This is a genomic window from Microbacterium sp. NPDC055910, from assembly GCF_042271185.1.
Lineage (GTDB): Bacteria > Actinomycetota > Actinomycetes > Actinomycetales > Microbacteriaceae > Microbacterium.
Map to the genome: position 1 here is coordinate 60481 of NZ_JBHJZS010000001.1, position 13625 is coordinate 74105.

The window sequence follows — 13625 nt, forward strand, 5'->3', positions numbered from 1 at the left end:
GAGTGGGGAGGGTCTAGGAAGACACTGACGCGCGATCGCGATCAGCGTTCGTGCGTTTGTCAGCGGGAGAGAGTGCGCGCTCGACGGCGCCTCTACTGACACCCAGGACGCGAGCCACATGCGACATCGACCGACCGTGCGCTCGCAGCTCCCGGGCGATCGCGACTCGCTCATCCGTCATCACGGACGGCCGTCCGAGTCTGCGTCCCTCCGCGGTCGCAGCTTCCATCCCCTCACGGGTGCGGAGCCCACGAAGCCGACGCCGCAACGCCTCCAGCTCGCGGAACATCTCTGCCGACGACGCAGGTCGCTTCTCGTCGGTCGAGAGTACGGGCTCAGCAACACTCCGCACGGCGGCCCCCCGAGCATCCAGGTCTGCAATGGTGGCGACGAAATGCGGCAGCGACGGCGACAGGCGCGCCGCCTCCGAGACGATCAATACATCACCGGCCAATAGGGATCGTAAGCAGTCCTTCAAGCCGGACCGACCCGACGTGCGCGCTCCCGCACCCGCGGAGTCGGTAAAGACGACCTCCGCACCCAGGCTGCGCAAGGCCGCGGCGTCTATTTCGACGCTTGAAGTGGCGGGTAGAGCGCGTGTGTACCCGACGAGTCGTGTCATCGTGACGGCCCCGTCGACTCCGGCACAGGTGTCCGGACCACCGGGGCGGGCACCACGGGAGTGGGCACGGGCACGCTGCCTCGGAAGGCCACCAGGCGGCTGGCGACGCGGCGCTCCAGTTCCGCGGACACCCGCGAACCGGCCGGGACGGGAAGCTGTGGGATCACCTCGCTCAACGCCATCTGGTGCGCAGCCACCAGCGTCTCCAGACCCTCGGCAGGTAACGTCGGCCGCGCCTGCGCGAACTCGGACAGACGCCGCAACTCGCTCAGCCAGTGCGTCGCCTCCAACGCAGTCAAGGCTCGTGCACGTGCGCGATCAAACGCCGCACCCACCTGGTCAACGCCATCGTCACCGTCCGATTCGGAAATGGACGCTCCGGTGTCATCGACGAGGACGAGACTGTCCACGTCGCCAGGCTCGAGTGACCGAATGAGTGTCCGGGCGGCCGACCATCCCGCATCGTGGTCGTCCACCGTGATGAGTGGCGCGGTCATCCGGACCCGTGCCGCCGAGAGGTAGGTCGACGCGACGGCGAGCAGACTGACTGGGCGAGGAGACACCACCGTCGCCACTCGCGTCTGGAAGCCCGCCTCCGCGAATCCCTGCGCAGTACCGAACGCGGCCTGCGGGTTGCTGAACCCACCCTGCACGACCAGCGGCAGGTGATGATCTCGCGCATGAGCCAGGCACATACGCAACCAGGCGGCCGCCGAAGCTTCGCTCGCAGATTCATCGAACGAGGCCAGATCCGCGGCGCTCACAACTGCCGCACGCTGCTCGCTGATGAGCCTGCTCAGCACACGCCCTGCACCGGCGCCGGGGGGATCAACGAGAAGCGTCATAGTAGGGCGCTCAGCTTCTTCCACCCCGTCGAACAGGAGCGGCGCGACCCGATCAACGAACTCGTCCCGCAGTGCCTTACTTGAGCCGACCGCGGCGTTCACGGAGAGGATTCCTTCTCCACTTCAAGGCGCAACTCGAGCGATCGGGTCACCTCGTCCACAGCCGCGCGGTCGAACCCATCAACAGCGAGTACCGCCCGCCGTAGAGCGACGACTGCGGCAGCGTCCGGCGCAATCGTTGATGAAGCGGGCTGTGAGAGTTGTGCTGCGAACGTTCTCAAAAGTGCGCGGAGTCTCTCGTAGGCGGCGGTATCCCCGTCGTGCCAGGCTGGAATCTGTCGGGCCATGATCCCCTTCCTCACGCGAGTCTACCCACCTGTTCGAAAAGGATCATGGAGCTTTTCGTGCCGTCGCGTGGTTGGAGAGCACTAGCGGCGCGACCGCAGGTCGCCGGAGCCTGCCCCTCTCGATCATGGTCGCATCGTTAGCGGTGTTGGCATCGATCACGACAGGCCATCGCCTCGACGGCCATCCTCAGCCTGCGCTTGGAGATGTCAATGTCGTTCATGCTCGCTTCGCTGCGCGTGCTCCACATTGACATCTCCCGCGCTCCGGCCGTGGCAGGCCGCCTATCGAGCCGATGACCCACCCAAGACCGCTCAGGGATCGGCTTACGGCACGGCGGTATGGTCAAGCGGATTTCCGGGTGATGCCGGCCGTAGGTGGTCATGCAGCCCTCGACTCCTACCCGGGCGTCACCGCCTTTGTCCCTCACCTGCGTTGAGCCCGCATAGGGTTGGCTACGTGGACCAGGTCATCCTCATGTGCGGTCCGGCTGGATCGGGGAAGTCGACCTACGCGCGTGGCCTGGAGGCCCGGGGCTATGTCAGGGTCTCGTTCGACGGCGAGGCGTGGGCCCTCGGGCACCGGACCCACCCGATCGGCGACGACGCGCGCCAGGTCGTCCACGGAACGCTCCAGGACAAGCTCGTCGACTGTGTGAAGCAGGGGAAGGGCGTCGTCGTGGACTCCTCGTTCTGGTCCCGTGCCTCGCGCGATGAGTTCAGGCGGCTCTGCGCCCCCCTCGGCGTCGTCCCGGTCGTCTACTACCTGGACACCAGGCGGTCGATCCTCCTGGACAGGTTGGCCCAGCGCGAGAACTCCGGCCCGGACGACATCGCTGTGTCGCGCGAGCGAGCGATCGCGTACATCGACGGGTTCGAGACGCCCACACCTGAAGAAGGCCCACTCAGGATCGTCCACGTGACAAGCCCGATGTGATCGTGGCTGCGCCCAGACCGGCGCCACGCCCACGCTGGTCGCCCTCCTGACTCGAAGGGGTATCCCCGGTGGGCGGTCTCGCAGAGACACATCACAGTCGCCGATTCTCATTGCCTGCCCCGGCTTCATTCCTCAGCTACAGCTCGCACGCCTGCGTCGGATCTGCTCATCGACCGGCGCAATTCTCGAGCCGCCGCTGCGGTCTCAAGAAACCTCTCCGTCGGCGCCGCCCATTCAAGGACCTGCCGAGGCCGTTCGTTGAGGAGCCTCTCGATGCGTTCGAGCTCGTCGTTACTCGTCGCGTTCATGTTCGTGCGCCGCGGGAGGTACTGGCGCAGGAGGCGGTTAGTGTTCTCGTTGGTGCCGCGCTGCCACGGGCTGCGGGGGTCGCAGAAGTAGACCGGGGCGTCGATGAGTGCGCTGAGGAAGGCGTGGTCGGCCATCTCGCGGCCGCGGTCCCAGGTCAGGGACTTGCACATGCCGGGTGGGACGTTGAACAGGGCGCGGGCGACCGCGATGCTGACGTCCTTGGCCTTGATCCCGTCGGGCAGCGGCACGATCTTCAGGTAGCGGGTGGTGCGCTCGACGAGGGTCGCGACCGCGCTCGGGCGCTTGCCCATGACGAGGTCACCTTCCCAATGACCCGGCTCGAGCCGGTCGGTCACGGTGGCGGGGCGGTGGTGGATGGAGACCATGTCGCGCAGATGCCCTCGCCCGTGCGATCGCTTCACGAGCCGGGGCCGGCGCATCGTGCGACCGGACCGCAGCCGCTGGTACGTGCTCTTCGGCAGGTTCCGCGATGCCGGCAGATAGACAGCGCAGTAGATCGTCTCGTGCGAGACCCACATGCCCGGCTCGTGGGGATGTTCGCGGCGCAGCCACGCCGCGATCTGCTGCGGGGACCAGTCCAGCTCGAGCCGCGAGAGCACCACCGCCCGTAGCCGCTCGTCGCTCGCGAGACGCGGCACCCGCGACCGCCGGGCTTCGACGCGGGCACGCTCATCGGCGACCGTCGCACGGTAGGCGTCACGGCCGCCGTTGCGGGCGATCTCGCGCGAGACCGTCGACGCCGACCGCCCCAACCCTTCGGCGATCGCCCGGGCAGAAAGACCAGCAGCGATCCCACGCGAGATCTCTTCCCGCTCACCTGGACTCAGATGCCGTGGGGAGCGTCTCGGCAACGCGGGTCGCACCCCACCATGACGCAGCAAGTACCGGCGCACGTGATGCGACGGGACGCCGGCCCGATCGGCGATCCGCCGCAGTGACTCGCCCTCGCCCCATGCCTGCCACACGACGTCCTGTACTGCCGCTGGCAGCGACGTCACCACACTCATCCCAGCCTCCACGACAACGCATCATCTACCCTCGTGGTGCGTTGGTGGGTTGAGACCGCCATCGTTTTCGGTGGATCGGTCGGCGTCGACGACGAGGTGTGTGGAGTTTGACGCTTTGTGGCGGCGTTCTATGATCGCACGGTGTCGCAGACAGGGCACAGTGTTGGCCTGCCCGAGGAACCATGCGGCCTTGCCGACACTCTGACACGAGGCCCAGTCGAGGTCCTCGACATCCGTGATCGTCAGACCTACCAGCGTGAGGGGCGGGAGCGTGAAGACATCGGCCGGTCGAGACCGGCCGATGTCTTCACGCGGCGGCGGGGCGCGCTGCCCGGGGTGGACCAAGACGATCCTCGTCCGCAACATCCTTACGGAGCGGTGACACAAGTAGACGTCAGTTGGCGTGCTCGTCCGGCGCGCTGTCCTCGGGCTGGACGGTCCATGCGGGAGGCTCGTCCTTACCGGTCGCTTCGTCTTGTTCTGCCTTGTCGCTGGTTCCCTGGGTGATGCCAGGTGCGTGGTGCACCGGGGCATAAATCGCGTAGAGGCGCAGCGGTTCGTCGCCAGTGTTGATCACGTCATGCCAGGTGCCGGCGGGGACCTGGACAGACCACCCATCCGAGACGTTTTGCTCGAAGTCGAGCCGGTCCTTGGCCGGGCCCATGACGGCCCTGCCCTGTCCGGCATCGAGGCGCAGGAACTGATCGGTGTTCTGGTGGACCTCCAGGCCGATGGACTCCCCGACCGGGATAGACATCAGCGTGACCTGCAAATACTTCCCGGTCCACGCCACGCTGCGGTAGTTCTCGTTCCGCCGGGTGGCCTCTTCGATGTCGAACGCGTTCGGGCGGGGCCCGATGTCGTTGATGGTCATTGTGTTCTCCTTTCGTGCTCGGACTTCGAGTCCAAGTCAGCATCATCTTTCGGGGGGAGTCAAGGGTGGGTGGGTTTCGGCGAACCTCGTGGAGGCGAGGAGAGCGAGTACGACGCCGGCCCCAGCGACGACGAGGACGCCGCTTAGTCCGGCTGCAGTGGCGCCCATGGTGGCGACCAGGGCACCGGCGAGCCCGGTGCCGATGGCGATGCCGGCCTGGTTGCCGAGCTCCATCTGCGATGAGGCGCGCCCGACCGTGCCAGCGGCATCATCGAGGACGGCGATGGAGTTGATCGTGAAACCGAGACCGGCGCCGAGCCCGGCGATGATCCAGCCCACGGCGGCGACGGGGACGGGGACGGTGGTGAGGATCACGGCACCGATCACCGTCAAACCCGCGATGACGAGAATCGCTCCGAGGCGCGCGATGCCCCCCCTTGGTCATGCCCCACTTCAGGAGCCGGGCGGGGGCATAGGCGCCGGCGGTCCACCCGATGATGCCTGCGGTCAGGACGATCCCGGCGAGTGTAGCGCTGATCCCTCGCACGCTGGTAAGGGCGAGCGGAATGAACAGGTCTGCGGTGAAGAACGCCATGGACAAGGCGGCTGCGAACACCACATTCGCCGGGAGCCCTCGACGCGCGGTGAGCGTCCCGGCAGGCAGAACCCGCCGGACGTGCGTGCGCGCCCTGACCTCGAGCTCGCGGAGGTTGCGGCTGACGCGTTCGATACGTAATTCAGTACAGGCGTATCGAGGTGGCTGCACCACTGGGCGCCGATTTGTGGGCGCGAAAAAGCCCCCCGACGCAGGTCGCGTCGAGGGGCAGGTGAGTACGATCCGGTCGTGACTTCGTCTGATCTTCACGAGGCCTTTCCGACTGCTCGGTCTGCGGGCTGAGCTGCCGATACCGGAGGGCGCCCGGGAGGGTCACACGCCGACGCGCGGCGGGTGGTGAGACGGTCAGTGATGACTCAGTTGTAAAGCATGCCGCCGTCGACGAGAAGCACCTGGCCGGTGACGTAGTCCGAGTCGGGGCCGGCGAAGAACGACACGACCTTCGCGACGTCCTCGGGGGTCTCGATGCGGCCGAGCGCGATGCCCTCCACGTTCTCCTTGAGGTTCTGGCCGAGTGGCTTGCCGTTGATCTTGCTGAGCTCGGCGTCGATGAGTTCCCACATGCCGGTGCCGACGATGCCGGGCGCGTAAGCGTTCACCGTGATGCCCTTCGGAGCGAGCTCCTGCGCGGCCGCCTGGGTGAAGCCGCGAACGGCGAACTTCGAGGCCGAATACGCGCTGAGGATGGGGAACCCCTGGATCGACGCGATGGATGCCGCGGAGATGATCTTTCCACCGTGACCGAGCTGTTCGAACTTCGCTGCGGCCGCCTGGATGCCCCAGACCACGCTGTCGACGTTGATCCGGAAGATCTGATCGAGCTCTTCGGCGGTGATCTCGAGTACGGGCTTGATCTGGGCGATGCCGGCGTTGTTGACGATCACATCGAACCCGCCGAGCTGTTCGGCGGCTGCGTCGACAGCGGCAACGACCTGGTCGCGCTTCGACACGTCCGCAGCGACGAAGACCGCTTTTCGGCCCAGCTGCTCGATCTCGGCGACGACCGAATCACCCTTCTCGCGCTGCGGCTCGATGTCCGCGACGGCGATGTCAAAACCGTCGGCGGCGAGACGAAGCGCGATGCCGCGCCCGATCCCCTGCCCGGCTCCGGTGACCAGTGCAACCTTGCCCTGAATAGCCATTCTCGTACTCCTTTTCAGATGCGAACGGACGCCCAGCAGATTGGATGTTCGCGGGCCTGGCGCGTCGTACAGTGCAGGGCCAGCAGAAGTGGCTGCCCGTCTCCCACTTCAACATGGCGAATCGATTTGTATTCCCTGGCGCTCCTGACGTGCCAGGGTCACGCCATGAACGGCATGAGTTCGGGAGGCATGGTCACAAAGGGCCGCATCATATCGCGATCCTCGTGCTCGAGGATGTGGCAGTGGTACATGTAGCGGCCGCTGTAGGCGTGGAACCGGACGGCGATCTCGACGATTTCGTGGGGGTTGACGCGGACTGTGTCTTTGAGCCCGCGCTCGTTGGCGTCGATGACGTGGTCGAGCTCGTCGTCGGGGTCGCGACCGAGAGTGATCCGCGCGCTGAGGTCGAGATCGCCGATGCCGTCGTCGGGGATCTCCCAGCCGATGGGCCGGCGCGCGAGGACCTGGAAGGGATCGAGGTGGATGTGGATGGGGTGCGTGTCATCGGTGAGGTTGATGAGCTGCCAGATCTCGTACTGGCCGAGCATCGGGAAGAACGTGGCGGTGTCCTCGAAGTGGGCGGCAACCGCGCGGTAGCGCGTCGTGTGGTCGCCGTCGGTGAGGGTGATCAGCGGACCGGTCGTCTCGTCCTCGTCGTCGACAACGGCGAGCTCACGCATGGTCAGCATGTTGGGTACGTCCTCGAACTCGCGCTCGACAAGCGCGATGGCACGCCGCGGCGCCGCGTCCAGCTCCTCGGGTTTTGGCAGGGCGAAGTCGGTCGCCAGTTCGCGGGGCACCGGACGGTGCGCGACCGGGCCCGGGACGACACGGAAACGCATGACCTGGGGGTACGGCAGCAGCGCGTCGAGATCCGCGGCATCGGCGGCATCAGCGGCGGGAAAGGGCGCGCCATCGAACGGAGCGCCGGCGGTGTTGTAGAGCGTGAGCTCGGTGCCCGGTTGGAGGTCCGAGAAGTCGACGAGCAGGTCGGCGCGCTCGGCTGAGGCGAGGACCAGCCCGTCGGGTGGCAGCGCGACGGGCTCGCGGAGTAGGCCCGAGTCGGTGCCGATCTGAGTGATGCGATCGAATTCGGGCACGCCGTCTCGCAGCAGCACGAGCCGGAAGGTGCGGGCGTTGGAGCCGTTGAGCACGCGGAAGCGGTACGTGGCGGGCTGGACGTCGAGGATAGGCCAGACTTTGCCGTTGACGACCGTGAACGGCGCGAAGGCCTCCATCACCCCAGGGTCGGTCTTGTGCACCAGCTGGCCGGTCAGCCGACCGCCCTCGTCGAGTCCGAAGTTACGGTCCTGCAGCAGCAGCGGCACCTCGTACGGTGGTCCCTCGGGCAGCCCGAGGTCACGTTCGCGCTGGTCGCGGATGATCCACAGTCCCGCCAGCCCGGCGTATACGTCGAACCGAGTGACGCCCATCACGTGGTCGTGGTACCAGAGCAGCGTCGCGCGTTGGTCCATCGGGTAGTCAAATACGGCGAGCTGGCCGGGTGCGAAGAGGTTCTCGGTCCAGCCGTCGTACACGGCCGGTGTCAGGCCACCGTGCAGGTGCACGACCGAGTGTCCCGTCAGCGCCGCGGCGTGCGGGTCCGGCGTGCCGCCGCTCAGACCGGGACTGCACTGCACAGGCACACCGTCGGCGTCGACCTCGTCGCCGGCCATCGTTACGATGACGGGCAGCCCGCCGTCAAGCTCGTTGCGCCACTCGACGCGGACCGGGTGGCCGCGCTCAGCCTCGATCGTCGGGCCTGGGAGCGTGCCGTCGTAGCCCCACACACGCGACCGGGGCAGATCGCGATGGAAGCTGTGTGAGCCGGTACGGATCCGCACCGTCAGACGGCCGTTGTGATCGCGCGCGAGCAGGCGCTCGGGCAACGGCAGAACGTCGACGAACGGCGTCAGAGGCATGCGCTGCGCGGCGGCCATGCGCTACACGCTACCAGCCCGCCCGACGTGTCGTGGGACTATGCGCACACGGGCATAACGGATCCCTATCCGGGCACCGCCCGAAAGCCGATGGTTGCGGGCGGGCTAGGAGGCGCACGATTGTGGCCCCTGGCATAGTTTGCCCAGGCTGTCGGTTGTTACCTACCGTGCAGCGAGCCCCCCGCTCGCCTTCCACGGCCCTGCCCATTTCGTAGTGCAGGGCTCGCGAACGGCTAGGGCAAACGACTGGTCGACTACGTCCTTGCGCTAGCTTGATCGAGTGGACCAATTCGGGGGTGATTTCGCCGACTGGTGGAACTCTCAAGCGTGGGGGACAGTGCCAGAGTGGTTCGCCGCCATCGGGACGGTCGGCGCCTTCGCAGCCACCATCCTGATCATCCAGTCCGAGCGCATCCGGAGACGCAGAGCGCAGGCCGACGCCTTCGTGACTCACACATCCGTCAGGTGGACACCCAAGGTCGCACTCGACGGCCTGTCCGCGCGCAAGATGCGCAAGATCGAAGAGGAAGAGGGCGGTCAGCTTTACCACTGGGTCATCCGTCTCTACGTCCACAACACCAGCAACCAGCCGATCGTCTACACGAACCTCCGCAGTGACCCCCGCCTCGGTATCGACTACCACGTCCACCAGACCATGCACATCAGCGACAGCGGGGACATGGCCATCGCGCCAGGTGAGTCGTTCAGCAAAGACGTCGGGGGCTTCCCAGATAGTCCGAGCGGCAAAGAGTTCTACCTCCAGTTCATCGACGCCTCGGGCAAGTCCTGGGTGCGCGAGATCATGAGCGGTCGGTACTTGCCGAAGTCAGAGCGCAAGGTGATCCGCGACATCTGGACTGCGCAGCAGCGCAAGTGGCAAGCAAAGCTAGTGGACTGGCATACCGAGGTTGAGCAGGCCTAGACGGTATGTAGTGGCCCTCTTCTGGTGAGGGGGTCGCGGGACGGGGCCTCACTCACAAAACTCGTGGGTTACCGGGCGGAGGTGGTCCGTCCGGCCTATCCAACAGTTGTGGGAGGCCCCGTGTTCACTGAGCGTACGAGTGTTGGGCTCGACGTGCACGCCCGTTCCGTCGCAGCAGCGGCGATCGATGGCGTGACCGGCGAGCTGTTCCAAGCGAAGCTGCCGCCGGGCGATGACCGAATTCTCGAGTGGGTGCGTGGGGTGCCCGGTCCGGTCGCGGTCGCCTACGAGGCCGGTCCTACGGGGTTCGGGTTGTATCGGGCGCTGACGAGTGCGGGGGTCAGGTGCGTGGTTGCTGCGCCGTCGAAGCTGCAACGACCGTCGGGAGATCGGGTGAAGACCGATGCGAGGGACGCGGTGCATCTGGCCAGGCTGCTGCGGTTGGACGAGATCACGCCGGTCGCCGTCCCGACAGCCGATCAAGAAGCCGCCCGTGACCTGGTCCGCGCCCGCGAGGACTGCCGGGGTGATCTGATGCGCGCGAGGCACCGGCTCAGCAAACTGTTGCTTCGGCACGGGATCGTTTACGACGACGGTGCCGCATGGACGGCCAAGCACGACCGGTGGCTGGCCGCTCAGCACCTCACTGGCGCGGCGTCGCAGGCCGCATTCGACGCGGAGTACGAGACGGTATTGCAGATCAAGGCACGTCGTGATCGGCTCGATCGCGCCATCGGAGTCCTCGCGGGCGATAGTGAGTTCACCCCGGTCGTGCGTAGGCTCGGCTGCCTGCGCGGGGTGAGCACGCTGACCGGGTTCGCGTTGGCGGTGGAGATCGGCGACTGGGACCGATTCACCGGAAACAGCATCGGCTCGTTCGTCGGGCTGGTGCCCAGCGAGTTCTCCTCCGGTCAATCCCGAATGCAGGGGCCGATCACCAAGACCGGAAACGGCCACGCCCGCCGACTGCTCGTCGAGTCGGCCTGGCATCACCGGCCCTCCTACCGTGTCGGTGCAGTCATGCAGGGTCGCTGGGAACAAGCACCCGTCGCCGCCCGCGCCCGCGGTGACCTCGGCAACAGGCGGCTCCACGACCGGTGGGTGCGGTTCATCGAACGCCGCAAACGGTCAACGATCGCGAACGTCGCCGTCGCGAGAGAACTCGCCGGCTGGTGCTGGTCGCTGGCGGTGATGGACGACTGAACCGCCCTTGAGCTGCTTCGTGATCCCGGCGGTCGGCGGCAGCGCGAGGAGCGACCCGCGAAACAACTATGAGCAGTCCGCGCAACCGGGCGACGCTCGTTCCTAGACACGCGGACCCGCTCCTGCCGAAGAACCGTCCTGCGGTATCCAACCCGCGAATATCAGACTGACCGCGCGTCGCAACGACACGCTCACCGGCCCACCAGACCACGACGCAAGAGGCGCCGCCCGGGATTCCCGGACGGCGCCTCGCTACGCCCTCTTGACAAGAAGGCACTACATATCAGTCGTACGAGCCCTGCCGAACTGCTGAGGGAGTTCGAGCGGGTTCAAGTGGAAGCGACGGGCTACATCGACGCGCTCGTCGAAGTTGGCGCTACCTTCTCGCCGATACTCTCGGCCGTCCTCAGGATCCCTATCCGGGCATTGCCCGCGAGCGGGGCGCCTACGCGCAATTCCTAATCGAGCCTGCCGCGACGCCAACGGCCCAAGCGTGTGGCGTGTCGTCGGCATCCGGCAGGATGTGAGCAGCGCCCGGAATGTCTCGGGGCTTCCGTCTGGGGCGGAACGCGATAGGGATCGGATCAAGACACATGGGGATGTTCGACTGGCTGTTCGGCAGACGGAACGCAACCGCCGCACCCACGATTGCAGCCACACGGCCGATCGCTGCGTCCACGAGCGCCGTGCCTCATTTCGCGATTGTCGATGTGGAGACGACCGGGCTCTCCCCACGTCAGAATCGCATTGTCGAGCTCGCGGTGATTCGCGTCGACGGCGAAGGGAACGTGGTCGATGAATGGTCTACACGGTTCAATCCGGAGGGCCTCGTCGGTGCGACTCACATACACGGGATCACGCAGGCGGACGTGGCGGGTGCACCACTCTTTCGTGATGTTGCAGCTCGCCTGATCCCGTACATCTCGGGCGTGCCGATCGCGGCGCACAACGCAAACTTCGACCTCGCGTTCCTGCGAGCGGAGTTCCAGCGCGCGGGCTGGGATACGCCGTGGATACCAACTTTCTGCACCCTCGACGGCAGCCGCGAGTATCTGCCCGACTTGGATCGCCGGCGACTGGCCGACTGCTGCTGGGCGGCCGGAGTCCCGCTTGAGAATGCCCACTCGGCGCTGGGCGATGCACGTGCGACGGCAGGACTGCTTCGCTTCTACCTCGCCCGGGCGGGCCGGCGCCAAAGTCAGGTTCTGAGCGCCCTCCGCGACGAGGCCCGCTCCGTCAGCTGGCCGCCGAGTCCGTCCCGCACCCCTGCAACCCCGTTTGCCAGCCTCGCCGCAGAGACGGGTGGTCGCACGAAGCGAATCACCCCAGCCGGGCCTCAGCAGCCACCGCTGCTTCGACAACTCACCGACGTCAGCCTCCTCAAGGTAGTTGAAGAGGGGGCACCTGAGGGAACCCTCGCGTACCTCGAGACGCTCCTCGACGCACTTGAGGACGGTGAGATTAGCGACGAGGAAGCCGGCGAACTTGGCGAGCTGATCGGGGTCTATGGGCTCACTGACACTGACCTCCACGCAGCCCATCGAGCGTTCGTCCTCGCACTCGCGCACAAGGCCGTCGACGATGGCCACGTCTCGCACGACGAGCGGGAAGAGCTGCACACCTTGTGCGATGCGCTCGACGTGCCCCGCGCAGCCGTCAATGAGTTGATCGCGCACGCGGCGGCTGCACGCGCCGCGCGAATGAGCGCCGACCTTCTCCCTCTGCCCGACGACTGGGACCTCGGGATTCCCCTGCGAGTGGGCGACAAGGTCGCATTCACCGGCTGCGACGATCGTCAGCGCGACCGGCTCGAACGCCGCGCCATTGAGCTCGGCGTCCGCGTGATGAACAACGTGTCCCGACTCACCTCGATGCTCGTGACCGACGGGTCCATGGACGGCATCAAGCTCGCCAAGGCCCGCGAAGTCGGAACCCGAATCGTGCACCCCAACACCTTCGAAACCCTCCTCGCACACCTCCAACCTGCCGCTCCGGCCGAAGAGCGCCCTCGAGTTGCCAACCGACCAACCCAGCCTGCACAGGCGCCGCGTCGGGAGGCCGTGGCGGGGAACGAGCCGACCAACGATGCGTCTCCCAGCGTCGTGCGCACTTGGGCGCTCGCTAACGGGTACGCAGTCGGTGTCCGGGGTCGTATCTCCGCCGAGATTTGGGACGCATACGCAGTCGCGCACACCCCAGACGTCCCTCTCGTGCGCGCGAGAGCGACAGATGTCCGCGTAGACGAGTTTGAGTTTCAAGGCAAACCGATGGCACCTCTCGGCGAGTGGGCCTACGCACCTATCGTCCCTACCCAAGCGATGGGGCTCACAGGCGGCGATGACATGCATGTCGCCCGGACCGACGACTACCGGGCCAACGTGCGGGACGCTCTTCTCAGGTGGCAGGACGAAGAAGACGGCCCGCTGATGGCGATGCTCGTCGCCGAGCCCCTCCACCCACGCATCGTGCACGCGGTACGAGTCGACCTCGTGGCGGGGCGGGAGCGGACGATCGCCGGTTACCTCCCGGACTCCCAGTCGGCGACACTCCACGAGTTAGTCAAGTCGGCGATGGACATCGGTGCCCTCCCACTGCTGAATGCTCACGCATCCGGCGGAACCAGCGAGCAACCGGCTATTGAGCTTCGGCTCATGCATCTCGCCGACGACCCCGCGAGGAGCTCCGTTACCGACGAGATGATTGCCCGCACCAATGAGAGACGCGCAAGCGAGATCGGGAACGGCTGAGCAGCGTCCGTCGCGGAGCTCACCGCAGGCAAGCGGTGGAGCCGATCAGATGGGTTGGTGGCGCTGAACACCGTTGGCGGTGGACCAGGAACCCGC

General features: G+C 66.5%; 11 protein-coding genes. 4 read left to right on the plus strand and 7 right to left on the minus strand.

The annotated features are described in order from the left end of the window. Positions 1-13: 13 nt before the first annotated feature. Positions 14-622 (minus strand): recombinase family protein, encoded by a 609-nt coding sequence (locus ACFC3F_RS00305; RefSeq protein WP_376125106.1) that lies wholly within the window; start codon positions 620-622, stop codon positions 14-16. Then, positions 619-1569: a zeta toxin family protein gene (locus ACFC3F_RS00310; RefSeq protein WP_376125110.1), complete on the minus strand. Its 951-nt coding sequence runs from the start codon at positions 1567-1569 to the stop codon at positions 619-621. Before ACFC3F_RS00310 ends, ACFC3F_RS00305 begins: the two co-directional genes overlap by 4 nt. A 702-nt stretch (positions 1570-2271) precedes the next feature. On the opposite strand from ACFC3F_RS00310, the gene ACFC3F_RS00315 reads away from it, so the two are divergent. Continuing rightward, positions 2272-2748, plus strand: a complete 477-nt coding sequence (locus ACFC3F_RS00315; RefSeq protein ID WP_376125112.1) for an AAA family ATPase — start codon at positions 2272-2274, stop codon at positions 2746-2748. A 125-nt stretch (positions 2749-2873) separates the two neighbouring features. Here the strand turns inward: ACFC3F_RS00315 and ACFC3F_RS00320 are convergent, their stop codons facing one another. The 5 genes from ACFC3F_RS00320 to ACFC3F_RS00340 all read right to left on the minus strand — a co-directional run bounded on the left by ACFC3F_RS00320 (position 2874) and on the right by ACFC3F_RS00340 (position 8657). Beyond that, positions 2874-4085, minus strand: a complete 1212-nt coding sequence (locus tag ACFC3F_RS00320; RefSeq protein WP_376125113.1) for an IS30 family transposase — start codon at positions 4083-4085, stop codon at positions 2874-2876. A gap of 394 nt (positions 4086-4479) precedes the next feature. Continuing rightward, a complete protein-coding gene (locus ACFC3F_RS00325) occupies positions 4480-4959 on the minus strand; it encodes a cupin domain-containing protein (RefSeq protein WP_079113303.1) in 480 nt (159 codons plus the stop codon). 42 nt (positions 4960-5001) lie between these two features. Then, a complete protein-coding gene (locus tag ACFC3F_RS00330; protein ID WP_140403531.1) occupies positions 5002-5334 on the minus strand; it encodes a hypothetical protein in 333 nt (110 codons plus the stop codon). Positions 5335-5931: 597 nt separating this feature from the next. Beyond that, the gene (locus ACFC3F_RS00335; protein ID WP_376125116.1) at positions 5932-6717 is read right to left on the minus strand and encodes an acetoin reductase; all 786 of its coding nucleotides are present in this window, start codon (positions 6715-6717) and stop codon (positions 5932-5934) included. Between the two features lie 158 nt (positions 6718-6875). After that, entirely contained in the window at positions 6876-8657 is a 1782-nt protein-coding gene (locus ACFC3F_RS00340; RefSeq protein ID WP_054682937.1) for a multicopper oxidase family protein, read from the minus strand. A 280-nt stretch (positions 8658-8937) separates the two neighbouring features. On the opposite strand from ACFC3F_RS00340, the gene ACFC3F_RS00345 reads away from it, so the two are divergent. The 3 genes from ACFC3F_RS00345 to ACFC3F_RS00355 all read left to right on the plus strand — a co-directional run bounded on the left by ACFC3F_RS00345 (position 8938) and on the right by ACFC3F_RS00355 (position 13529). Further along, complete coding sequence (locus ACFC3F_RS00345) at positions 8938-9579, plus strand: hypothetical protein (protein WP_376125120.1); 642 nt, start codon at positions 8938-8940, stop codon at positions 9577-9579. A gap of 120 nt (positions 9580-9699) precedes the next feature. Next, on the plus strand, positions 9700-10782 hold the full coding sequence (locus tag ACFC3F_RS00350) for an IS110 family transposase (protein ID WP_376125123.1): 1083 nt from the start codon (positions 9700-9702) through the stop codon (positions 10780-10782). Between the two features lie 593 nt (positions 10783-11375). After that, complete coding sequence (locus ACFC3F_RS00355; RefSeq protein ID WP_376125126.1) at positions 11376-13529, plus strand: histone-like nucleoid-structuring protein Lsr2; 2154 nt, start codon at positions 11376-11378, stop codon at positions 13527-13529. The last annotated feature ends 96 nt before the right edge of the window (positions 13530-13625 follow it).

Coding starts and splice junctions, on each gene's coding strand:
- ACFC3F_RS00355 (WP_376125126.1), top strand. CDS start 11,376: ATGGGGATGTTCGACTGGCTGTTCGGCAGACGGAACGCAACCGCCGCA.
- ACFC3F_RS00320 (WP_376125113.1), bottom strand. CDS start 4,085: ATGAGTGTGGTGACGTCGCTGCCAGCGGCAGTACAGGACGTCGTGTGG.
- ACFC3F_RS00305 (WP_376125106.1), bottom strand. CDS start 622: ATGACACGACTCGTCGGGTACACACGCGCTCTACCCGCCACTTCAAGC.
- ACFC3F_RS00340 (WP_054682937.1), bottom strand. CDS start 8,657: ATGGCCGCCGCGCAGCGCATGCCTCTGACGCCGTTCGTCGACGTTCTG.
- ACFC3F_RS00335 (WP_376125116.1), bottom strand. CDS start 6,717: ATGGCTATTCAGGGCAAGGTTGCACTGGTCACCGGAGCCGGGCAGGGG.
- ACFC3F_RS00325 (WP_079113303.1), bottom strand. CDS start 4,959: ATGACCATCAACGACATCGGGCCCCGCCCGAACGCGTTCGACATCGAA.